The 23,300-nt window shown below is 71.5% G+C and carries 15 protein-coding genes; 12 read left to right on the top strand and 3 right to left on the bottom strand.

Features of this window, described 5'->3' with window-relative positions:
• Nucleotides 1-38: 38 nt before the first annotated feature.
• The 6 genes from BQ9890_RS13840 to dtd all read left to right on the top strand — a co-directional run bounded on the left by BQ9890_RS13840 (nt 39) and on the right by dtd (nt 7,164).
• A complete protein-coding gene (locus BQ9890_RS13840) occupies nt 39-632 on the top strand; it encodes an FxsA protein (protein ID WP_143226367.1) in 594 nt (197 codons plus the stop codon).
• 239 nt (nt 633-871) lie between these two features.
• A complete protein-coding gene (locus BQ9890_RS13845) occupies nt 872-1,876 on the top strand; it encodes a heme-binding beta-barrel domain-containing protein (protein ID WP_230298042.1) in 1,005 nt (334 codons plus the stop codon).
• Between the two features lie 1,392 nt (nt 1,877-3,268).
• Nucleotides 3,269-4,474 carry a hypothetical protein gene (locus BQ9890_RS14995; protein ID WP_078062485.1) on the top strand — a complete coding sequence of 402 codons (1,206 nt, stop codon included), beginning with the start codon at nt 3,269-3,271 and terminating at the stop codon, nt 4,472-4,474.
• A gap of 161 nt (nt 4,475-4,635) precedes the next feature.
• Nucleotides 4,636-5,481: a heme-binding beta-barrel domain-containing protein gene (locus BQ9890_RS13860; RefSeq protein ID WP_075892325.1), complete on the top strand. Its 846-nt coding sequence runs from the start codon at nt 4,636-4,638 to the stop codon at nt 5,479-5,481.
• The gene (gene ygfZ, locus BQ9890_RS13865; RefSeq protein ID WP_078062486.1) at nt 5,474-6,736 is read left to right on the top strand and encodes a CAF17-like 4Fe-4S cluster assembly/insertion protein YgfZ; all 1,263 of its coding nucleotides are present in this window, start codon (nt 5,474-5,476) and stop codon (nt 6,734-6,736) included. Before BQ9890_RS13860 ends, ygfZ begins: the two co-directional genes overlap by 8 nt.
• On the top strand, nt 6,736-7,164 hold the full coding sequence (dtd, locus tag BQ9890_RS13870) for a D-aminoacyl-tRNA deacylase (protein WP_075892327.1): 429 nt from the start codon (nt 6,736-6,738) through the stop codon (nt 7,162-7,164). The genes ygfZ and dtd overlap by 1 nt, the downstream gene beginning before the upstream one ends.
• Before the next feature lie 419 nt (nt 7,165-7,583).
• On the opposite strand, the gene BQ9890_RS13875 is transcribed toward dtd, so the two are convergent.
• On the bottom strand, nt 7,584-8,747 hold the full coding sequence (locus BQ9890_RS13875) for an alpha/beta hydrolase (RefSeq protein ID WP_075892329.1): 1,164 nt from the start codon (nt 8,745-8,747) through the stop codon (nt 7,584-7,586).
• 272 nt (nt 8,748-9,019) lie between these two features.
• Between BQ9890_RS13875 and BQ9890_RS13880 the strand changes: the two genes are divergently transcribed.
• Entirely contained in the window at nt 9,020-11,530 is a 2,511-nt protein-coding gene (locus BQ9890_RS13880; RefSeq protein WP_075892331.1) for an ATP-dependent Clp protease ATP-binding subunit, read from the top strand.
• An 81-nt stretch (nt 11,531-11,611) separates the two neighbouring features.
• On the opposite strand, the gene BQ9890_RS13885 is transcribed toward BQ9890_RS13880, so the two are convergent.
• Entirely contained in the window at nt 11,612-12,214 is a 603-nt protein-coding gene (locus BQ9890_RS13885; protein ID WP_075892333.1) for a DUF4853 domain-containing protein, read from the bottom strand.
• A 363-nt stretch (nt 12,215-12,577) separates the two neighbouring features.
• On the opposite strand from BQ9890_RS13885, the gene ppdK reads away from it, so the two are divergent.
• The 4 genes from ppdK to BQ9890_RS13905 all read left to right on the top strand — a co-directional run bounded on the left by ppdK (nt 12,578) and on the right by BQ9890_RS13905 (nt 18,377).
• A complete protein-coding gene (gene ppdK, locus BQ9890_RS13890) occupies nt 12,578-15,289 on the top strand; it encodes a pyruvate, phosphate dikinase (protein WP_075892335.1) in 2,712 nt (903 codons plus the stop codon).
• Between the two features lie 255 nt (nt 15,290-15,544).
• Nucleotides 15,545-15,769 (top strand): FeoA family protein, encoded by a 225-nt coding sequence (locus tag BQ9890_RS13895; protein WP_043534400.1) that lies wholly within the window; start codon nt 15,545-15,547, stop codon nt 15,767-15,769.
• Nucleotides 15,766-18,030, top strand: a complete 2,265-nt coding sequence (gene feoB, locus BQ9890_RS13900; RefSeq protein ID WP_078062488.1) for a ferrous iron transport protein B — start codon at nt 15,766-15,768, stop codon at nt 18,028-18,030. The genes BQ9890_RS13895 and feoB overlap by 4 nt, the downstream gene beginning before the upstream one ends.
• Nucleotides 18,027-18,377, top strand: coding sequence for a hypothetical protein (locus BQ9890_RS13905; RefSeq protein ID WP_230297967.1), 351 nt, complete (start codon nt 18,027-18,029; stop codon nt 18,375-18,377). Before feoB ends, BQ9890_RS13905 begins: the two co-directional genes overlap by 4 nt.
• 63 nt (nt 18,378-18,440) lie before the next feature.
• Here BQ9890_RS13905 and BQ9890_RS13910 read toward each other — a convergent pair whose 3' ends face one another.
• The gene (locus tag BQ9890_RS13910) at nt 18,441-21,641 is read right to left on the bottom strand and encodes an FAD-binding and (Fe-S)-binding domain-containing protein (protein ID WP_078062489.1); all 3,201 of its coding nucleotides are present in this window, start codon (nt 21,639-21,641) and stop codon (nt 18,441-18,443) included.
• A gap of 186 nt (nt 21,642-21,827) precedes the next feature.
• Between BQ9890_RS13910 and BQ9890_RS13915 the strand changes: the two genes are divergently transcribed.
• Nucleotides 21,828-23,288: a hypothetical protein gene (locus BQ9890_RS13915; protein WP_075893283.1), complete on the top strand. Its 1,461-nt coding sequence runs from the start codon at nt 21,828-21,830 to the stop codon at nt 23,286-23,288.
• Nucleotides 23,289-23,300: the final 12 nt, after the last annotated feature.

Here is a 23,300-nt window from a genome sequence, read left to right on the forward strand (position 1 = left end):
GGGGGGCCGTTTGTTCTTTCTCTACCATAAACGAGGATTTGAAAAAAACGCGGCCCGCCGACACCGCGGGGGGACTCCCCCCGACCCTGCCGTCACGTCGGGCCGCCGCTGCATCCCGCCCGGGTCCCGCACGGGCACCCCTGCCCTCCCTGACGGCCCTGCCCGCAGCGGTCGTCTGCCTGCTGGTGGCGGTCGGGGGATCCGTGTGGGTGTCACTGGCCGTGCGGGACCAGTGGTCCCCGGTCGTCCCGCTGTCGTGCCTGCTGTGCTCTGCAGCGGTCCTGGGGGACCAGCTCGGGGGCTCCTTCCGCTCCAATTCCTTCGGTGCCGTGGGGGCCGGTGCGCTGACCGGGACCGGGTCCGCACTGGCCCTGGAGCTGCTCGGCCTCCGGGGGGCCTCGCCCTCCGCCCTCCTGCCGGGGTTGGCCCACCTGCTCGGCGGGACGGCCGCGGCCCCGGTGTTCGGACTGTTCACGGGTGTGGCGGTCGCCCTGGCCGTCATCGCGGTCGACGGTCTGCTCGGGGACCACCTGCGTCGCTCCTCCAGGGCCGGCGCCATCGCGCGGGGGACGGCAAAGTTCCTGGTCGCCGTCCTGCCGATCTACGCCCTGATCAGGGTCGGCGGGATCTGAGCTTCGACTGGACGTGGGGCCCGGCGGGACCTGTGGGCCCCGACGCGCGGGCGGGGCACGCCGCAGGGGACTCCCGACCACTCCGTGCGCCACCCGCGAACACCCACCACTGGGTGGGACCTTCCGGGCCGACCTCCCTCCGGGGGCCGTAGGCTGGGGACATGATGGTGATCCCGGCGGACCTGCCGCCCGAACTGGCCCCCGTGGCATGGATGCTCGGCTCCTGGCGTGGATGGGGGATGCTCGCCGCCCCCGGGGACGAGCCCGACCGCGTCGTCGTCGAGGATGTCGAGGCCGACATCGTGGGCACGCAGATGCGCATGGTCACCACGGTGCGCGAGGCGGTCACCCGCGGCGAGATCGACCCGATGCTCGACGCCGCCGACGGACTGGAGCAGGTCATCCCCGGTGACGTGCTGCGCCAGGAGACCCTCTACCTCAAGGTCCTCCCGGGCTCCGGGCACCTGCCCGCCCCCGGCGAGTACGAGCCGCGCGAGCTCATGGCCTCGGGTTCAGACATGGACGGCTTCGCCACACTCTGGGCAGGCGTCGATGTCGGCCCACGTGCGCAGCTGGTCTCCGACGCGATCGCTCGGGACTCCCAGGCGGAGGACGTCGAGCACCTCACCCGCATGTACGGGATGGTGGCCGGTGAACTGATGTGGACCCAGGAACGCACGCTCGGTGGCGAGGAGGCGGTCATCGACCTCTCCGGTCGCCTCATGCGCACCGCCCACGCGCNGGTCGGTGACGGGGAGCCGAGGTCCGTGCCGGGGGCGGACGCGACCGGAGCCCCACCCCCGGTGCCGGAAGGTGCCGTGACGACCGCTGCGCCGGGCGCCCGGTCCCCCTCCGCACTCCCGCTGGAGATGATCGTGGACACGGCCGCTGCGAGCAGTGCCACCATCACCGTCGTGTGGACGCACTGCGCGATGACGTCGACCCACGGATTGATGGCTGTCCACAGTGCGGGTTCCCGGGGGCCGATGACGACGCGCACGGCCCCGGTGACCAGGACGCGCAGCTGTGAGGCTCCCGCCAGGAGCAGGCAGAGGAACACCATGGGCACCGCTCCCGCGGAGGCGATGCGACCGATGGAGGTCAGCGTGTTGCGCACCGGGCCGTACACGGGTTCCGTGACCTGGGCGGCGGCCCGGCGCAGGGGGTCGGGGATCCTGCGGATGCGCCGGGTCATCTGCTCGGAGGTCAGCAGGGGTCTGGACCCGGGCAGCGAGGATCCGTAGACCGTCGCCCCGACCGCCAGCCAGGCCACCGGCACGATCACCAGGGAACCCATCGAGGACAGCAGCGATCCGACCTGCTCGAGGACGGCCCTCAGGGCGGTCCCGATGGGCCCCAGGACGTCGATGACGGTGTCCATGGTGTCGACCAGACGCACGATCACGGCTCTGGACTGCACCCACTGGGCCATCCGGTCGATGGAGCTGGTGAAGTAGGAGGCCAACGTCACCAGCCACAGGGCTTCCAGATAGCCCGCGAAACCGGCGATACCGATGTGCCTGTCGGCCAGGCCGAAGCCGGCGATGGTCTTGCGCAGCACGAGTGCCGCAAGGACCAGGACCAGGGCCTGGCCGTCGGAGGCGAAGTTGACACGTTGGGCGAAGTCCCCGGCGAACCCCTGGTTCAACCACTCATCCGTCGTCGCGTTGAACAGGAATGCCGACAGGTCCGCCCGGATGAAGCCCTGGGAGGCGTAGACGGCCAGGAAGGGAACCAGGACCTGGACCGCGATCACGAGATTGCTGCGGAGTCCTCGGTGGTCCTCGGACTCGCCGAGGGACTCGTGGAGGGCGGGCAGGGAGGGAGCGAGGACCCTCAGCATCAGCACCATCGAGACCAGGACCGAGATCGACGCGAAGGGGAGCAGGAGCATGGCGAGCAGGGCCGAATGGTTGGAGACCCAGACGGACAGCCAGAGCATCGCTCCTCGGCCTGCGGCCCCGGCGAGGCAGAGTGCGACCAGGACGGGCCAGTGACGTCCCAGCACCCGCACGGAGTCGGCGAGGATGCGCAGCAGTGACTGCCAGGCCTCGCGCAGGATCTCCATGGGGTGATCCTATGGGCCCGGGAATCCCGGGGGAGTCCCCTCCCATGACATGGGAGACGATGGGATGGGGGCCACTCACAGCGGCAGCGATGTCGTCCCGTGCCCGGTCCGCGGTCAGCCCGAACCGTTCCCAACAGCGGAGGGGAGAAGGTGTATGACACCGGACCGGAAGCGCCTGTCGGCGCGAAGGCCGCTCGGAGCGGCAATAGTTGGAGCCCGGGGCTTACCGGTCCGGCGTCATGGACAGTCTACCAAAAGGCCCGTCCCGGGCGCGGGGGAGTGGCACCCACCTGTGGATCGGAAGGGCTCCGGTGTCGCCCTCGTCAACGGGAGCGGAGGAGCACCCCGGCACCTCCGGTCACCGCTCGGTGGAGGTCCCGGGGACTCCGTCACATCCACCCGCGCAGGGTCTGGGCGCGCCCGGAGCACGGTCGGCGAGGATCGTCCCCGGCACGGGGGCGCCGCCGTCCCGGTGGCGGTGTCGACAGCGCGCGACTCCCGCCGTCGGTGTGGCACCATCGCAGGTGTGGACGGGCACAGGAGGACGAGTGGGGGACCGGGACAGCACATGCGCTCCCCGGAGTTCCGCAGGAGCACACAACCCGGTCGGAGCAAGGACGCGCGCCCGGACGCGGAGTTCCGCCAGGACAGCGACCATCGCCGGGAGAGTGGCGACCGCCGGGACGCGACGTCCCGCCCGGACACCGGACAGCGCCGGTCGACCAGTGGCGGACAGGGCGAGGGCGGGCGTTCCCAGCGCTCCAGACGCTCCGGGAGCTCCCGCAGGTCCGGGCCGCGCCTGCCCCGTCTCGTCGGTGCAGTGGCGGGTGTGACCGGGCGCCACGTCTCGGCCCTGACGGTCGTCCTGTGGTGTGGCCTCACCGCCGCGGTGTCCTCCCTGGGGCCCTGGGCGACGGCACTGGTCATCGCCTGCGCGGCGGCGGTGCTCGCCCTGGGGTGGGCGCAGCTGACCCGGGTGCCGGTTCCGCTCCCCGCGGCAGTGGTGACCGCACTGGCGGGTGCGACCAGTGCGGTGGTGGTCCTGCTGACCCGCGACCTGTCCACAGCGCCCCCGCTGTTGGGTCTGGCGGTCGTCGCCCTCGCCGCGGTGGTCCTGCTGTCCCGGGGTGCCCCGCTCCCGCCGGAGCGCGGCATGTCCGGGGGTGCCGCCGCAGCCTCCTCCACCGTTGGTCCCCCCGCCGACACCGCGGGGGGACTCCCCCCGACCCTGCCGTCACGTCGGGCCGCCGCTGCATCCCGCCCGGGTCCCGCACGGGCACCCCTGCCCTCCCTGACGGCCCTGCCCGCAGCGGTCGTCTGCCTGCTGGTGGCGGTCGGGGGATCCGTGTGGGTGTCACTGGCCGTGCGGGACCAGTGGTCCCCGGTCGTCCCGCTGTCGTGCCTGCTGTGCTCTGCAGCGGTCCTGGGGGACCAGCTCGGGGGCTCCTTCCGCTCCAATTCCTTCGGTGCCGTGGGGGCCGGTGCGCTGACCGGGACCGGGTCCGCACTGGCCCTGGAGCTGCTCGGCCTCCGGGGGGCCTCGCCCTCCGCCCTCCTGCCGGGGTTGGCCCACCTGCTCGGCGGGACGGCCGCGGCCCCGGTGTTCGGACTGTTCACGGGTGTGGCGGTCGCCCTGGCCGTCATCGCGGTCGACGGTCTGCTCGGGGACCACCTGCGTCGCTCCTCCAGGGCCGGCGCCATCGCGCGGGGGACGGCAAAGTTCCTGGTCGCCGTCCTGCCGATCTACGCCCTGATCAGGGTCGGCGGGATCTGAGCTTCGACTGGACGTGGGGCCCGGCGGGACCTGTGGGCCCCGACGCGCGGGCGGGGCACGCCGCAGGGGACTCCCGACCACTCCGTGCGCCACCCGCGAACACCCACCACTGGGTGGGACCTTCCGGGCCGACCTCCCTCCGGGGGCCGTAGGCTGGGGACATGATGGTGATCCCGGCGGACCTGCCGCCCGAACTGGCCCCCGTGGCATGGATGCTCGGCTCCTGGCGTGGATGGGGGATGCTCGCCGCCCCCGGGGACGAGCCCGACCGCGTCGTCGTCGAGGATGTCGAGGCCGACATCGTGGGCACGCAGATGCGCATGGTCACCACGGTGCGCGAGGCGGTCACCCGCGGCGAGATCGACCCGATGCTCGACGCCGCCGACGGACTGGAGCAGGTCATCCCCGGTGACGTGCTGCGCCAGGAGACCCTCTACCTCAAGGTCCTCCCGGGCTCCGGGCACCTGCCCGCCCCCGGCGAGTACGAGCCGCGCGAGCTCATGGCCTCGGGTTCAGACATGGACGGCTTCGCCACACTCTGGGCAGGCGTCGATGTCGGCCCACGTGCGCAGCTGGTCTCCGACGCGATCGCTCGGGACTCCCAGGCGGAGGACGTCGAGCACCTCACCCGCATGTACGGGATGGTGGCCGGTGAACTGATGTGGACCCAGGAACGCACGCTCGGTGGCGAGGAGGCGGTCATCGACCTCTCCGGTCGCCTCATGCGCACCGCCCACGCGCGCACCGCCTCGGGCGAGGAGGTCGATGGCGGGATCCTCCCCCCGGACGGCGCGGACCCCCGCTTCGACGTCCACCCGGGCTCCGGCGTGGTGCCCCCGGTCGACGAGGGCGGCTCCAGCGCCCACCCCGTGTCCCCTGACGGGGACGGGACCACCGCCCGCCCCGATGAGCAGGACACGCCCGTCGACGGTCACCGGACCTCCGGGGGAACGGGGACCTCCCCGGTGGCCGACGACGGCCCTTCGGAGGGTGGGAACCATGACTGAGGGGACGGGTACCCCCGCCCAGGACCCGACGGAGCAGTCGGCAGCACCGGACGGCTGGCGCTCGCCGTTGCTGGACCTCGACCGGGCCGTGGCGGGCGAAGGGGACCTGGCGGGCGTCCCCCTGCACTTCGGGGACCCCTCCGGTGAGCAGTGGGCGCTGGAGGCGGGCGACGCCCTGGTCGACCGCTGCGACCTCGGCGTGGTGACCGTGACCGGTCCCGACCGCCAGTCCTGGTTGACCTCGATCACCTCGCAGGTGGTCACGGGGACCGGGCCCGGGGACTCCCGCGAGCTCCTGGTCCTGGACCCGCAGGGACACATCGAGCACGCCGCCGCAGTCGCGGACGACGGGACCACGACCTGGCTGGTCACCGAGGGCGACCATGCCGCAGCACTGGCCCAGTGGCTGGACTCCATGCGCTTCGCGCTGCGCGTGGAGGTCGCACGGCGCACGGACGTGGCGGTGCTCGCCACTGCCTCGCCCGCCGGGACGCCCTCGTCCGGGACTGCGGAGGGCCCCACGGCCGCCACCACGGCCACCCCCGCCCTGCGGGACCTGCCCGGCTGGATCCTCACCTGGGACGACCCCTGGCCCGGCGTCACCGAGGGCGGGACCGAGTACTTCCGGGGCCGCCACCCCGGCCTGGCCACCCGGATGCACCTGCACCTGGTGGAACGGGAGCACGTCGGTGACGTCGCGCGCACCTGGCTGGCGGGGGAGGGCCGTCGCCCCGCGGGCCTGCTCGCCTGGGAAGCCCTGCGCATCGCCTCCTGGCGCCCCCGTGTGGGCCGCGAGGCCGATGCCCGCGCCATCCCCGCAGAGCTGGACTGGCTGCGCACCGCCGTCCACATCAACAAGGGTTGCTACCGGGGCCAGGAGTCGGTGGCCCGCGTGCTCAACCTGGGCCGCCCGCCGCGCAGGCTCGTCTTCCTGCAGCTCGACGGCTCGCGGGGCGACATCCCCGAACCGGGGGCCCACATCGTGCGCGGTGGTCGCCGGGTCGGCGTGGTGACCTCGGTGGCGCGCCATGCCGACATGGGACCCGTCGCCCTGGCACTGGTGTCCCGCAACCTGCCCGTGGACGCCGTGCTGGACATCGACGGGGTCGCAGCCGCCCAGGAGCCGATCGTCCCGGCGGACGGCAGGGCTGCCGCCTCCCCCGAGGAACGGCCCGGAGCCGGACTGGCGAACCCGGCGCTGCGTCGCCACGACGTGCGCGGGACGGGCTCGGGCGGCCTGGGGCCCTCGCTCTGATGCGCGCCGTCCTGCAGCGGGTCACCCGCGCCAGTGTGAGTGTCGGGGGCCGGGTGGTCGGGGCCATCGACCGACTGGGCCTGGTGGCCCTGGTCGGAGTGGCCCGGGGTGACGGAGCGGACCAGGTCGCCACCGTCGTCCGCAAGATCGCGGAGCTGCGGATCCTGCCCGACGAGCAGTCCGTGGTGGACACCGGCGCCCCCGTGCTGGTCGTCTCCCAGTTCACGCTCTACGGGGACACCCGCAAGGGGCGTCGACCCTCCTGGAGCCACGCCGCTCCCGGTCCCGAGGCCGAGCCGCTCGTCGACGCGGTGGTCCGGGGCCTGCGGGCGCGCGGCATCGAGGTGGCCACCGGGGAGTTCGGCGCGATGATGCAGGTCGAACTGGTCAACGACGGCCCCTTCACCGTCCTCGTCGACACCCCCTGATGCCGAAGTCCGCTCTGTTCGGGCACTGAAGTCCGCTCTGTTCGGGCACTGAAGTCCGCTCTGTTGGGGCACTGAGGTCCGCTCTGTTGGGGCACTGAGGTCCGCGCTGTTCCGGGCTCGAGGTCCGTCCTCGTTCCGTGCGGGGGTCCGTCCCCCCACCGCGGGGCACACCCACGACACGCGGATGGTCGCGGGGACAGGGGCCGCCCTCGTCAACGGTTCGGCGGTCGGGACGCGAGCGTACGAGGGCGGCCCGCGCGGTGCGCGGACGCAGCCACCACACCCGCATCCCGGTGGTCGGGCCGTGGGCACCCACGAGGACCGGTGCAGGCACGGGCGCGGTGGCCGGCTCAGTCGCCACCGGCCTCCTCAGGCCCGGACTACCTCAGGCCACCGACGTCCCCGGCGGCCCGATGCCCTCAGGAGGCGGGGACGACCAGTGGTTCCTCGACGGCGAGCTCGCTGTCGTCCCAGGCATCGGCCACCCCGGGGTGCAGCGGGGCCGTGGTGTGCGCCCGAAGGAAGGCGACCACACGCCGCATCGCGGTCCTGGCCTCGGGTGTGTTGAGGTCGAGCTGGTACTCGTGGCCGATGGAGCGGTCCGTGGTCGCCCGGGGGAAGAAGAGGGTCTCGACCTCGGCTCCGACGTCCTCCAGGGCCGTCACCATGGAGTAGGAGTGCGCCTTGAGGTTGTCCCACGGGCCGGTCGTGACGAAGGTCGGGGGCAGCTGCGCGGTGACGTTCTCCGGAAGCGCCGCCCACTCGCAGCACGGATCGGCGCCGAAGTCCCGGCGGCCGATGTAGGCGGCCAGCACGGTGCGGAAGTACCAGCCCTCACCCACCCCGCCCAGCAGCCCCTGGGTCATCGTCAGGTCGACGGCGCCGCTGGCCAGGACCAATGCCCGTAGGTGCTGGCGTGGGATGGCTGCCGGCACGCCTGCGCTCGCGGCGTACGCCGGGTCGCTGATCGCGATCGCTGCCTGGGCGGCGATGTGCGCCCCGGCGGAGTCCCCGGCGAGCACGAACTGGGTGGTGTCGATGTGGTGGATCCGGGCGACGTCGGGCCGGCAGAGGAAGGCGAGGGCCCGGTTGAGCTGTTCCACGGGGTAGGGGTAGCGCGCCTCGGGCGCCTTCGTGTACTCCACGGACACGGCGGTGAACCCGTGGGACGCCAGGACCGCCAGGTAGTCGTCCAGCATCTCCTTGGTCCCGTTGATGAAACCGCCTCCGTGCACGCACACGACGGTGGGCAGCGCGCCCACGGCGTCGGTGGGGCGGAAGACGTCGAGGCGACCGTCGGGGTCCTCCGGGTCGTGGACGACGTCGAAGGTGGCAGTGACGTCGTCGGGGACGAGGGCGGAGATGTCCGGCCCGCTGCCCCCGAACCAGCGCGATGCCGTCCGGATCGTGTGGACGGCGACCCGGTTGCTCGTCAGCAGGGCGGTCACCGTCGTGGCGGCCGTCGCCGCGAGTGAGCCGAGGATTCCGAGGCCGACCTGCCCCGCACGCACCCGGGCGCGACGTCGTGCGGCAAGTCTCGCCGCCGTGGCCAGATCGGCCGTCCCGTGCACCTGCGCGTCCATGTGTCCATCCCTGTTCCCGGGACCCTGGTCCACTGCCGGGGAGCGCGGAGACATGTGGACTCCGGGCTGCGACCCCCGTGACGCGATTCCTGCGGCGCAGGCTGAGTGGGTCCCTGATCCCAATGTAGGTGGTCGGCGCCCGCCCGCAACCGGCGGGACCGCAGCGCTCTCACGCCTTGAGTGAACACCGTCGCCATGCCGGCGGACAGCCCGTAGTGTGGACACCAGTTCATCTGCGCCAGCGTGCGCACGCCACCCACTGAGGAGGATGCATGTTCGAACGGTTCACCGACCGAGCACGACGCGTCGTCGTCCTGGCGCAGGACGAGGCCCGCGGCCTCAACCACAACTACATCGGGACCGAGCACCTGCTGCTCGGCCTGATCACCGAGGGTGAGGGCGTCGCCGCCAAGGCGCTCGACATGATGGAGATCAAGCGCGACGACGTGCGCGCCGCCGTCATCGACGTCATCGGCGAGGGTGAGAAGCCCGTCGAGGGCCACATCCCCTTCACCCCGCGCGCCAAGCGAGTCTTCGAGCTGTCCCTGCGCGAGGCACTGCAGCTCGGCCACAACTACATCGGCACGGAGCACCTGCTCCTCGGCCTCCTCAAGGAGGGCGAGGGCGTCGCCGCCCAGGTGCTCACCAAGCTGGGTGCCGACCTCGGTCAGGTGCGCCAGACGGTCATCCAGCTGCTCTCGGGCTACCAGCGCCAGGCGGGCGAGGGCGAGGGCCGCGAGGCCGTCGGTGTCACCGGTGCCCCCGTGCGCGACCCCGGCCAGACCAACTCCGCGATCCTGGAGCAGTTCGGGCGCAACCTCACCCAGGCTGCGCGCGAGGGCAAGCTCGACCCCGTCATCGGCCGCAAGACCGAGATGGAACGCGTCATGCAGGTCCTCTCCCGGCGCACCAAGAACAACCCCGTCCTCATCGGTGAGCCCGGCGTCGGCAAGACGGCGGTCGTCGAGGGCCTCGCCCAGGCGATCGTGCGCGGGGACGTGCCCGAGACCATCAAGGACAAGCAGATCTACAGCCTCGACATGGGTTCCCTGGTGGCGGGCTCCCGCTACCGCGGCGACTTCGAGGAGCGGCTGAAGAAGGTCCTCAAGGAGATCCGCACCCGCGGGGACATCATCCTGTTCATCGACGAGATCCACACCCTGGTGGGTGCCGGTGCCGCCGAGGGCTCGATCGACGCCGCCCAGATGCTCAAGCCCATGCTGGCCCGCGGTGAGCTCCAGACCATCGGCGCCACCACCATGGACGAGTACCGCAAGTACATCGAGAAGGACGCCGCACTCGAGCGCCGCTTCCAGCCGGTCAAGGTCTCCGAGCCCTCCGTGGAGGAGACGGTCGCCATCCTCAAGGGGCTGCGCGACCGCTACGAGGCCCACCACCGCGTCATCATCACCGACGAGGCGATCAAGGCCGCGGCTGAGCTGGCCGACCGCTACGTGTCCGACAGGTTCCTGCCCGACAAGGCCATCGACCTGATGGACGAGGCCGGTGCCCGCCTGCGCATCTCCCGCATGACGGCTCCCCCGGAGCTGCGTGAGCTCGACGAGAAGATCGCCGAGGTCCGCCGCGCCAAGGAGTCCGCCATCGACGACCAGGACTTCGAGCGCGCAGCCTCCCTGCGTGACGAGGAGCAGAAGCTCGGCGAGGCCCGCCAGGCCAAGGAGAAGGCGTGGAAGGGCGGGGACCTCGACGACATCGCGGAGGTCACCGACGAGGAGATCGCCCAGGTCCTGGCCATGTCCACCGGCATCCCGGTGTTCAAGCTGACCGAGACCGAGACCGCGAAGCTCCTCCACATGGAGGACGAGCTGCACAAGCGCGTCGTCGGCCAGGACGAGGCCGTCAAGGCCCTGTCCCAGTCGATCCGCCGCACCCGCAGCGGTCTGAAGGACCCCAAGCGTCCCGGGGGGTCGTTCATCTTCGCCGGTCCCACCGGCGTCGGCAAGACGGAGCTGGCCAAGGCGCTCGCGGAGTTCCTCTTCGGCGACGAGGACGCCCTCATCCAGCTCGACATGTCGGAGTACTCCGAGAAGCACACGGCCTCGCGGCTGTTCGGTGCCCCTCCGGGGTACGTCGGCTACGACGAGGGCGGGCAGCTCACCGAGAAGGTCCGTCGCCGTCCGTTCTCCGTGGTCCTCTTCGACGAGGTCGAGAAGGCCCACCCCGACATCTTCAACTCGCTGTTGCAGATCCTCGAGGAGGGCAGGCTCACCGACTCCCAGGGTCGGGTGGTCGACTTCAAGAACACCGTGATCATCATGACCACGAACCTCGGCACACGTGACATCAACAAGGGCGTGCTCACGGGCTTCCAGTCCGCCGGCAACCTCACCCACGACTACTCGCGGATGAAGGCCAAGGTCAACGAGGAGCTCAAGCAGCACTTCCGTCCCGAGTTCCTCAACCGTGTCGACGACGTCATCGTGTTCCCGCCGCTGACGAAGCCGGAGATCAAGGAGATCGTCGACCTGATGATCGCCAAGCTCGCCAGGCGGATGAAGGAGCAGGACATGGAGCTCCAGCTCACCGACGACGCCCGCGACCTGCTCGCGGACCGCGGCTTCGACCCGGTGCTGGGCGCGCGCCCGCTGCGTCGCGCCATCCAGCGCGACATCGAGGACGCGCTCTCCGAGCGCATCCTCTTCGGGGAGATCACCCCCGGCCAGGTCGTCACCGTGGGGGTCTCCGGGGAGGGTGAGGAGCGCGAGTTCACCTTCTCCGGTGGCGCGGTCGCAGTGGCGGCGCCCGTGGAGGCTGCGAACTGAGTGGAGTCCGGGGCCCGGTGGGGTCCGGACATGACCGGGGCCGCCCTCGTCCATCGCGGACGAGGGCGGCCCCGTGTCACATCAGCGCTGCGACTGCCCGGATTCCTCGGTGAGAGGAGTGAGGGCGCTCTCCCACGGGGGAGTGGTCCTGTCCCGGAAACGATCCGTCGTGGAGCCATCGGTGGGTCGGCAGCCGGAGCCGTAGGTCAGTGCGGTGTGGCTCCCCGGTGCGATCGTGAGGTCGAAGTAGCCGCCGTTGCCGGTGTCGTACCAACTGATGCTGATGATCTTGGCGTCACGATGATCCGTCTTCTCCGTGAAGCCGGTCTGCGCCAGGACGGCGTCGATCGCCTGCACTGCGGCATCGGCATCGACGGGACCGCCCTTGACATGGGATCCGTCGACCTCGTACGCGTCCTCCTGGGGCGTGCCGCACTCCTGGAGTTCGGAGGCGCTCGTGAGCGAGGGGTGACCGAGTCCGATGGGTTCCAGGCGCGTGAGGATGTCCTGGACCAGGGGCTCGACCTGCCCCTGGTAGTCCTCGATGCCCTCCCTCTCGTCGAACGGGAGCTGTCCGTCCCAGAAGGGTGTCGAGACCGGTGTCCCTCCTCCGCAGCCGACCAGGGCCACACACATCGCCGAGGCAGCCGCTGCCAGGACCGGTGCGGCAGGATGTCGTCCCATGCGTCGCCTCCCAGCACTCCGGCGAAGGCCCCGAGGGTCTTCGTGTCGTCGTCGGGACGGGTGGAGTGGTTCCTGGAGCTGTCCCGGAACTGCCACCGTGGGGTCCCCTCGTCACACCTGCCCGACCCCGTGGCGTCATCGGACAGATGGATCACTCCGTCAATCTTGGCGGGGTTCCTGCCGGATGGCCAGTCGGGACCCGTGGCCCGGACCCTGCCACCCCGGTGCGGGGTCCCGCCACTGCCGTTCCGGATGGCGTGGGCTCCTCCACGATTCACGGTGACCTAGGTCCCATCGTTGCTAGAGTGGTCGCTGAGGCGGCCCACCGTCGGGTCGCCGGTCGACTGAGAAATGAGGGCCTTGATGGTCAAGTACGTGTACGACTTCTCCGAGGGTGACAAGTCCATGAAGGACCTGCTCGGTGGGAAGGGCGCGAACCTCGCCGAGATGACGAAGCTCGGACTTCCCGTCCCCCCCGGTTTCACCATCTCCACCGAGGCCTGCCGTGCCTACCTCCACGACGGGGTCGTGCCCGAGGAGCTCCAGCCGCAGGTGACCACGGCCCTGAGGAACGTCGAGGACACCATGGGCCGCCACCTCGGCGACCCCACCGACCCGCTGCTGGTCTCGGTGCGCTCCGGTGCCAAGTTCTCCATGCCCGGCATGATGGAGACCGTCCTCAACATCGGCCTCAACGACGAGTCCGTCCACGGCCTCGCCCGCGTGTCGGGCAATGAGCGATTCGCGTGGGACTCCTACCGTCGCCTCATCCAGATGTTCGGCAAGACCGTCCTGGACATCGACGGTGAACTCTTCTCCGAGGCCCTGGACCGCCTCAAGGTCGACCGTGGCGTCACCGCTGACGTGGACCTCACCGCCGAGGACCTGCGCGGCCTGGTCGACACCTTCAAGGGCATCGTGCGCGAGCAGACGGGGGAGGACTTCCCCCAGGTGCCCCGCACCCAGATGGACATGGCCGTCGAGGCCGTCTTCCGCTCCTGGAACACGGAACGGGCGCGCATCTACCGCCGCCGCGAGCGCATCTCGGACTCCCTGGGCACTGCGGTCAACATCTGCACCATGGTCTTCGGCAACCTGGGGGAGACCTCCGGCACCGGTGTCTGCTTCACCCGCGACCCCTCCACCGGCCATTCCGGTGTCTACGGGGACTACCTCCCCAACGCCCAGGGTGAGGACGTGGTCGCCGGCATCCGCAACACCCTTCCCCTGGCTGCCCTGGAGGAACTCGACAAGACCTCCTACGACCAGTTGCGCGCCATCATGCGCAAACTGGAGACCCACTACCGCGACCTGTGCGACATCGAGTTCACGATCGAGCGCGGCAAGCTGTGGATGCTCCAGACCCGCGTCGGCAAGCGCACCGCCGCCGCTGCCTTCCGCGTCGCCACGCAGCTGGTCGACGAGCGCCTCATCACCCGTGACGAGGCCCTGACCCGTGTCACCGGCGACCAGCTCACGCAGCTGATGTTCCCCCAGTTCGACTCCGCAGCACCCAAGGAGCTCCTCACCCGCGGCATGGCGGCCTCACCGGGGGCGGCCGTGGGCGTCATCGTCTTCGACAACCACCAGGCGGAGGAAGCAGCACGCGAGGGCCGCAAGTGCGTCCTGGTGCGCCGCGAGACCAACCCCGACGACCTGCCCGGAATGGTGGCCGCCGAAGGGGTGCTCACCGCGCGGGGCGGCAAGACCTCCCACGCGGCCGTGGTCGCACGGGGCATGGGCAAGACCTGCGTCGTGGGTGCCGACGAGCTGGAGATCGACGCCGCCGCCGGCACCGTCAAGGTGGCCGGACGGACGCTGACCGGCTCCGACACCATCGCCATCGACGGGCAGACCGGCGAGGTCTTCCTCGGCGACGTGGCCGTCTCCGACTCCCCGGTCACCACCTACCTGCTCCACGGCCTCGACGCCGGACTGGAGGCCGCCGGCGAGGACGAGGGCGTCCGCGAGCTCATCACCTCCGTGGACCGCATCCTCGTCCACGCCGACGAGGTGCGACGCCTGCGGGTGCGCGCCAATGCCGACACCCCCGAGGACTCCCGCCGTGCCATCGAGTTCGGCGCGGAGGGCATCGGCCTGTGCCGCACCGAGCACATGTTCCTCGGTGCTCGCCGCGAGCTCGTCGAGCACGCCATCCTCTCAGAGAAGGGGTCGACGGGCCGCCAGGAGGCCTTCGACGAACTGGAGAAGCTCCAGCGCTCCGACTTCCTCGAGATGCTGGAGGTCATGGACGGCAAGGCCATGACCGTGCGCCTCATCGACCCGCCACTGCACGAGTTCCTGCCTGACCTCACCTCCCTCGAGGTCAAGGTTGCGGTGGAGAAGGCGACGGGCGCCGTCGATCCCGCCGACGAGCGCATGCTCACCGTCGTGCGCCGCTTCCACGAGCAGAACCCGATGCTCGGGCTGCGCGGCGTGCGTCTGGGCATCTACATGCCCGGGCTCTTCGAGCTCCAGATCCGCGCGCTGTGCGAGGCTGCCGCCGAGCTCGTGGCCAAGGGCCTCGACCCGAGGCCCGAGGTGATGGTGCCCCTCGTCGGCTCAGTGCGTGAGCTGCAGCTGGTGCGCGAGTCCGCGGAGAACATCATCCACTCCGTCGAGGAGGCCAAGGGCGTCGACCTGTCCGGTGTCACCATCGGGGCGATGATCGAGCTGCCGCGCGCGGCCATGACGGCGGAGGACCTGGCGCAGGAGGCGGACTTCTTCTCCTTCGGCACCAACGACCTCACACAGACGGTGTGGGGCTTCTCCCGCGACGACGTCGAGGGCGTGTTCTTCCCGGAGTACATCGAGGCGGGCATCTTCGGGGTGTCGCCCTTCGAGACCATCGACACCCACGGTGTGGGCGCCGTGGTGCGCGAGGGCGTGCGTCGTGCCCGTTCCACCAAGCCCGACATCAAGCTCGGCGTGTGTGGCGAGCACGGGGGCGATCCCGACTCCATCCACTTCTTCCACAAGTCGGGGCTCGACTACGTGTCCTGCTCACCGTTCCGGGTGCCCGTCGCGCGCCTGGAGGCCGGTCGCGCCGCCGTGGAGGAGTCCGTGACGGAGTGACCCTCCCCTGAACCCGGTGGACGGGCCCTGTCCGGCCCGCCCTCGGCGGTGGCCCCGTGGACGCACGCGAGTGCGTCCGCGGGGCTGCTCCACGTCGTCGGGGTCGCGGTGTCGTCCCGTGGGGCGCCGTGGCACGGACCCGGGCACCGCAGGGCAGGGTCCGCGCGAGCACCAGCCCTGCGTCCGTGCAGGTCAGGGCCCCGGACTGGAACTAAGGTCCCACTTACTTCGGTGAGGCAGGTCTACATTCGAGTCGTGCTCCTCTCGAAATGCCCCACGAACGCGCGCGCCCGCCTGACACGCATCGACATCGACCCGCGCCACCAGCTCCGTCTCCAGGAGCTCGGACTGCGCACCGGTGCCGAGTTCAACCTGACGAACCGGGCCGCCTTCGGTGGGGTCGTCATGAACATCGCGGGCACCCGGGTCGCCGTGGACCGTCGCTCGGCCCGCCACATCGAAGTCGAGGTCGTCGAATGAGCTGCCCCAAGTGTGCGCCCCGGGGACCCGAGGACGACCGCAGGCACGAGAAGCACCACCTCCACGTCCCCGGCCTGACCCGCGGGACGGAGGCCGCCGAGGCCACGCACCGCACCTCCGTCATCGAGGACACCCCGACCACCGAACCCACCGTCGTGCTGGTCGGCAACCCCAATGTCGGGAAGTCGACGCTGTTCAACAACGTCACGGGCGCCCGTCAGAACGTGGTCAATGCCCCCGGCACCACCGTGGAGGTCATGCAGGGCCACTGGGGTGCGGTCGGGGCCCGTGTCCTGGACCTGCCCGGCACCTACTCCCTCATCGCGAACTCACCCGACGAACAGGTCGTGGTCGACACGCTGGCGGGCGCGCCGGGCTCCTTCACCGACCCGGTGCGGGGACGCTCGGTCGACCTGGTGGTCGTGCTCCTGGAGGCCACGGCCCTGACCCGCTCCCTCTACCTGCTCGGACAGGTCGCCCGCACCGGCCGACCCGTGGCCGCCGTCATCACCATGAGCGACGTCGCCGAGCACGAGGGCCAGGCCGTCGACGCCGCGGCACTCGGAGCCAGCCTCGGGATCCCCGTCCTCGCCGTGGACGCACGCGCCAGGGCCTCCGTCCCCGCGCTCAATGACATGGTCTCCGCCGCACTGCGCACGCGTCCCCGCGTGCGCGGCATCGAACCCGACCCGTTGTCGCCCGGCTACAACCAGGTGGCCGCCGCAGCGGCCCGTGCCGCACTCGAGAAGAACAGGGAGGACGAGGTCGGCGCCGCCCTCGTCGACGGGGAGGGGTGCGCCTGCGGGCACGACACCTGTCCGGACCGGGCACCTGACCCCGACTCGACGGCCGCTGCCGCGGTGGCTGCTCAGCGTGACCCGCTCGCGGAGGCCGAGGACATCTTCGCCTGGGTCGACGGTGTGGAGGCCGCGGCGCACAGCGCGCGCGAGGACGCGGCCAAGCTCTCGCGCTCGGACCGCATCGACCGTCTGCTCCTGCACCCCCTGGTCGGCATCCCGGTGTTCTTCGCCCTCATGTGGCTCCTCTTCAAGGTCGCCGGGGAATGGGTGGGACCCGTCCAGGACTTCTTCGACGGGGTCTTCTCCTCCCAGGACGAGGGCGCCTTCTCGCTGGCCAACGGGTTGACCACCCTGCTCACGGCGGTCGGGGCGGAGGGGACGTGGGTCGAGGGCCTCCTGGTCGGTGGCCTGTGCACGGGCCTCGGCGTGGTGGCCTCCTTCCTCCCACTCATGTTCGTGATCTTCCTGATGATCTCGATCCTGGAGGACTCCGGGTACATGGCGCGCGCGGCCTTCCTCGGGGACCGTGTCATGCGGTCCATCGGACTGGACGGGCGCGTGATCCTGCCGCTGATCATGGGCTTCGGGTGCAACCTGCCCTCCCTGGCCGCCACCCGCACCCTGCCGAACTCCAAGCAGCGCCTGGTGACGACGCTGATCATCCCCTACACCTCGTGCGCGGCGCGGCTGACGATCTACCTGATGATCGCGCGCATCTTCTTCCCCGGGAACACGGGCACGGTCGTGTTCGGTCTCTACCTGCTCTCGCTGGTCATGGTGGTCCTCGGAGCCCTGGTGCTGCGTCCCTTCCTCAACCGGGAGTCCTCGAACGCGCCGTTGATGCTGGTGCTGCCCTCCTACCAGATGCCGCGCGTGGTCGTGACCCTGAAGTCCACCGCGCTGCGCTCGTGGTCCTTCGTCAAGGGGGCGGGCAAGATCATCGTCACCATGACCCTGGTGGTCTGGTTCATGTCCGCCATCCCCGTGGTCGCCGGCCATTCCTTCGCGGACGCCGACCTGCCCATGGAGGACTCCCTCTACGGGCGCACCGCCCAGGTCCTGGTGCCCGTCTTCGAGCCCACGGGCTTCGGTGAGTGGCACATGACGGGGGCCCTGATGACCGGGTTCATCGCCAAGGAGACCGTGATCTCCTCGATCGTCACCTCCTACAACATGGACCCGGAGACCCAGGGTGGTGACGCCGAGGACGGCGGCACCGACCTCGGGTCCCTGCCCGACCTGGTGCGCGGGTCCTTCGAGAAGTCCGCCGGGGACGCGGCACCCCTGGCCGCCTTCGCCTTCCTCGTCTTCGTGCTCACCTACACGCCCTGCCTGGCGACCGTCGCCGAGCAGGCCCGCCAGATCGGTGGACGGCGCACCGCCACCGCGGTGGCGGTCCAGCTGGGTGCGGCCTGGATCCTGGCCACGGCGGTCTTCCAGATCGGTCGGCTCTTCCTGTGATCAGGGCGCTCGCGGAACGGATCCGGCCGGGTGCCGGTCCCGTGGTGGGACCCACCGGGCAGAGGGGCACCGGTGCACGCCAGCGGCTCTTCCAGGCGCTCCGCAGCGGTGCGACCGTCAATGCCGCAGCGGTCGAGGCCGGGGTGCCACTGGCCCTCGCTGAGGTGATGGTCGACGAGATGCGTCGTACCGGCGTGCTGCAGGACGCCACGTCACTGTGCGCCTCAGGCCTGGGGGCCTGCGGGGGTGGGGACTCCGATGAGGTGCGGGTGCACTGCGCGGGCTGCCCCCTCCTGCCCCTCTCACCCCGTCGGCCGGGGGCCGTCGGGGGCCACCGGTTGCCCTGAACGCGTGTCCGCGACGCGGGTGCCGGGTCACCGGCCCCGGGGCACTGCTCCTGGGCACCGTCCTCAGGCGCCGGCACCGGAGGAGCCGGGGTCACCGCCTGCACCCTGCCGCAACAGCGTCGCGAGGTGGACGCCTCCTCGGCCCGCCAACTGCTCCGCCTGGGTGCGACAGCTGAAGCCGTCGGCCAGGTAGAGGGCGTCCGGGTGCTCCGCCAGTGCCGGGAGCAGGGAGTCCTCCGCCACGGCCACGGAGACGTCGTAGTGGCCGCGTTCCATCCCGAAGTTCCCCGCCAGACCGCAGCATCCGTCCAGCTGGGTGACGGTCGCCCCCAACCGGTCCAGCAGCGCGCGGTCGGTGCTCCACCCCATCACCGAGTGGTGGTGGCAGTGCGGCTGGGCCACCACCTCGACACCGGTGAGGTCGGGCAGCACCTGCTCCTCGGGCGGGACGGTCGCCAGCAGCTCCGCGAGGGTGCGCACCGCACCGGAGACGGCGTGCGAGCGGGGATCATCGGGCAGGAGGTCCAGCAGGTCGTCGCGCAGCACCGCGGTGCACGAGGGCTCCACGCCCACGATCGGGATGCCGTTGACGGCGTAGGGGGCGAGCTTGCCGAGCAGGTCCTCCAGGCGTCTCTTCGCCCCGTCGAGTTGACCGGTGGTGATCCAGGTGAGCCCGCAGCAGGCATCCGGGGGGAGGAGGACCTGGAAGCCGTTGGCCTCCAGGACGTCGACGAGGGCGCGGGCACCGGAGTCGTCGAGGGTCTGGGAGAAGGAGTCCGCCCACACCACCGCGTAACGGGGACCCGGCGCGGGTGATGAGCCGGTGGTCCGTGGTGTCCCGGCCGTCGAGGGTGTCGGACCCGGTGCCGGCACATCCGTGCCGGCCGGTGGCGCAGCGGCAGGTGCAGGTCCGGGACGCCCCACGGGGGTGGGCGTGGGCTCGACGCCCGCGCCGAGACCGCGCCGGGACGCCCAGCGTTGGAAGGTCCCCGACTGGAGGGCCGGCATGGGGCGGCGCGGGTCCAGGCCGATCACGGAGAACGCCGCGCGGCGCAGTGGTCCCAGCGACATCACGGCGTTGGCCACGGCCGCCAGGCCCGGCACGCGCGCGGTGAGGCGCGTCCACATCGGCAGACGGCCCAGCGTGTAGTGGGTGAGGGGACGCAGGTGGCCGCGGTAGCGGCGGAAGTACGTCTCGGAGCGGTACTTCGCCATGTCGACACCGGCCGGGCAGTCCGAGGAACACGCCTTGCACGCCAGGCACAGGTCGAGGGCCTCCAGGACCTCCGGGCTGGTCACCGACGCGATGAGCTCACCGTTGGCGGCGTCCTGCAGGGTGCGCGCGCGACCGCGGGTCACGTCCTTCTCGTCCCGGGTCGCCTTCCAGCTCGGGCACATGAATGTACCCGCGATGTCGGCACGGCACTTGCCCACGCCCGTGCACCGGTGCACCGCAGTGGTGAAGTCGCCGTGGTCCTCCCGGAAGGCGAAGCCCCCTGCGGCCGGCAGCGGCCGGGCCGCCGGGCGCCTGAGGTACTGGTCGAGCAGGTCGATGCCCGGTTGGACACCGTCGGCCGGGGAGGTCGCGACGTCCGGGGGCACCGGCGAGGTGAGGACGCCCGGGTTGAGCAGGTTCTGCGGATCGAAGAGGTGCTTGACGTGGGAGAACAGGGCCAGCAGCTCCGGGGAGTACATGTAGCGCAGCAGCTCGGTGCGCGAGCGCCCGTCGCCGTGCTCACCGGAGACGGACCCGCCGTGGGACGCGCACACCTGCGCCGCCCGCTCCAGGAAGCGGCGCGAATGGGCGACGCCCTCGTCGGTGTGGAGGGGCAGGTCCAGGCGCACGTGGACGCACCCGTCCCCGAAGTGTCCGTAGAGGAGGCCGTCGACGCCGAACTCGTCCATGAGGGCGGTGAAGTCACGCAGGTAGGCACCCAACCGGGCGGGGGGGACGGCGGCGTCCTCGAAGCCGGGCCAGGCCTGCTCATTGCCGGTGCCCTCGACGGTGTCGATGGGGGTGCGTCCACCCAGCCCCGCACCGTCGGCGCGGATGCGCCACAGTGCCGAGGCCTCCGACCCGGGTGGGTAGACCGCGGCGGCCGACGTGTGGGCGGAGTCCGCCAGGGCCTGGGCGCGGGCCAGGGAGTCCTCGGGTGAGGCGCCCCCGACCTCGCACATCAGCCAGCCGTTGCCCTCGGGCAGCGGGGGGACGGACCCGGGTCCGGCGTGGTGGCGCACGACGTCGACCAGACGGGAGTCCATGCCCTCCACGGCCAGTGGGTGGTGCTCCAGGACGGTGGGGACGTCGTCGGCGGCGGCGACCATGTCCGTGTACCCGAGCGCCACCAGTACCGGTGCAGTGGGCAGTTCCACCAGACGCACCGTCGCCTGCAGGACGGTCACCAGTGTCCCCTCGGTGCCCACCAGCATGGCGGCGAGGTTGCCGTGGCCCTCCGGGGTGAGGTGCTCCAGGGAGTAGCCCGAGACCTGCCGACCGAAGGTGCCCAGCTCGGTGCGCACCAGGGCGAGGTTGGCCTTCACGAGCTCCGCCAGCCCCGGCACCTCGGAGAGATCGGTGGCGGTCGTGGCCGTGAAGCGGCGCCCCGTGCCGTCCACGCAGTCCAGGGAGACGATGTTGTCGGCGGTGCGGCCCCAGGCCGTGGCGTGGGGCCCGCAGGCGTTGTTGCCGACCATCCCGCCGATGGTCGCGCGGTTCTGGCTGGAGGGGTCGGGACCGAAACGCAGCCCGTGGGGTGCGGCGGCACGCTGCAGGGTCGCCTGGATGCAGCCCGGTTCCACCACCGCGGTGCGGGCCTGCGGGTCGAGTGAGAGCACGCGGTCCATGTGGCGGGAGAAGTCGAGGACCACCCCGGGGCCGATGGCGTTTCCGGCGCAGGAGGTGCCCCCACCCCGGTTGGTGACGGGCACCCGGTGGTCGCGGCACAGCTCGAGGGTCGCCAGGACGTCCTCGGTGTGTGCGGGGAAGACCACGGCCAGCGGCGGGATGCGGTAGTTGCCGGCATCGGTGGAGAAGCGCGCCCGCGTGCCGCGCGTCGCGTCGAGCTCCCCGTCGAGCAGGTCCACCAGTTCGTCGAGGAAGGCGCGGGTGGCCGGGTCGTCGGTGGGATCCGTGGACGAGGGCGGGAGCGCCACCTCAGCCCGCGTGCGGTGGGCGGTGGCGGTGGACCCCACGGACGTGGCCCGCCCTGCGGGTGGGCCGGACCGTGGGGAAGGGGTGGATCCATCCGGGTCGGAGGCGCTCATGGGACGATTCTGGCACCTGGGTGCGTCTTCCGGCTGGGTCGTCCGGGCCACCACCGCCCGGGCGTGGGCTCCCGTGGCGTACCCGGGGGCACGCCGATGAGCCGCGGGGACCGCGCGCCGGGCCCTCCGCTGGTGCGTGATGTGGGAGAATGGGTCCAGATCCGGGTGTACCAGTGGGGGTGGCGAATGGCCCTGTTCGAGTTCGAGGACGGGCACCTGGTGCCTGCCCAGTTCGGTCGTGCCGTCGCCAACGGACTCTCCCCCGACGTCCTGGACACGGTCCGCGCACAGGTCCTCGAGATCGTCTCCCGTCCCCTCTTCCCCATCACGTGGCGGGACATGTCCCGCGTCTCCGACCCCAGCAACGAGCAACCACGACTCACCGCGCTGGACGCCAGCGGACAGGTGGTCTCGGTGGAGGTGCTCGACCACCTCGACTCCGACACCCTCATCGCCTCACTCTCCCGCCTGGCCGACACGGCTTCGCTGTCGTGGAGCGACCTGGCGCGTGAGTACCCCGGTGACATCGAGGGTTTCAAGGCCGGATGGGTCCACTTCCGGGACTCGATGCCGCCCTCGCCCGCTCCGGGACCACGCCTGGTGATGGTGGTCGGCTCCATCGACGCCCAGGTCCGGCCCGCACTGGACGTCCTGGCCAGCTCCGGTGTCGAGGTCCACGAGATGTCCCTGCGCCAGATGTCCAACGGTCGGGCGTTCCTGGAGGTCCACGCGGTGGGACCACGTCTCTACGGGCACAGCCCGCAGGTGCTCCTGGGCCGCACGGGAGCCATCCCCGAGCTGGACGGGACAGGCACGACGACGGGACAGCTGCCGGCCGCCCGCGCCTCCGTGGGCGAGGACGAGGGGACCGCGCAGGGGGACGGGGACCAAGGGCACCCCACGGCACCGGTTGGGGAAGGCGACGGTGTCGCACCGTCCGACCTCCCGGCTCCCGGACCGGCCGATGTGGTCCCGGACTCCGGGTCCACGGCGATCCCCGTCCCGGGACGACACGCGGGCACCCCTGCGGACGAGGGTGCGGAGACCTCCGAACCCCCACGTGCGACCACGATCCCCCACGTCCCGGAGCACGGACAGGAGTGGGGAGCGGCAGCGGAGGCCTGGGAGCAGTCCGCCGCCGCGACCGCGGGTGGGCCCGCTGCGGCGCACGCCGGGTCACCGGAGGCACGACACGGCGACCACGCCGAGGAGGTCCCCCCGGAGCAGACCGGTGCACCGGACCTGGCCGCCGATGCCACGGACGCCGCCTCGTGGTCCTCCACCGACCACCGCAGTAGGGGGACAGAGGACGTCCCGGCCGGGGTGCCCGTCCTGTTGCGGGACGCGCAGGCGGTCGAGGCCCTCGGGCGCATCGTGGGGGAGGAGGCACCCCTGGCGCTGCGTCCCTCCCTGGAGCCCCCGGTCGAGGGCGTGCTCACCCCCGACGGGCGTGTCCGTGTCCCGTCGGGGGACTTCACCGACCCGACCGAGGCCCTCTCCGCCAGTGGTCACCCCGGCCTGGACGGGTGGGAGGAGTGGCACCTCGGTGACCACCTCGGTCCCACGCTGGCCGAGTCCCTGGACGAGGTCAATGCGGAGATCATCCGCGAGTACGAGCGCGCGGCGGAGAGGCCCCGCCACAGCTGAGGCGCTGGGACC

It is taken from the genome of Actinomyces provencensis (genome assembly GCF_900155435.1).
Taxonomy (GTDB): Bacteria; Actinomycetota; Actinomycetes; order Actinomycetales; family Actinomycetaceae; genus Pauljensenia; species Pauljensenia provencensis.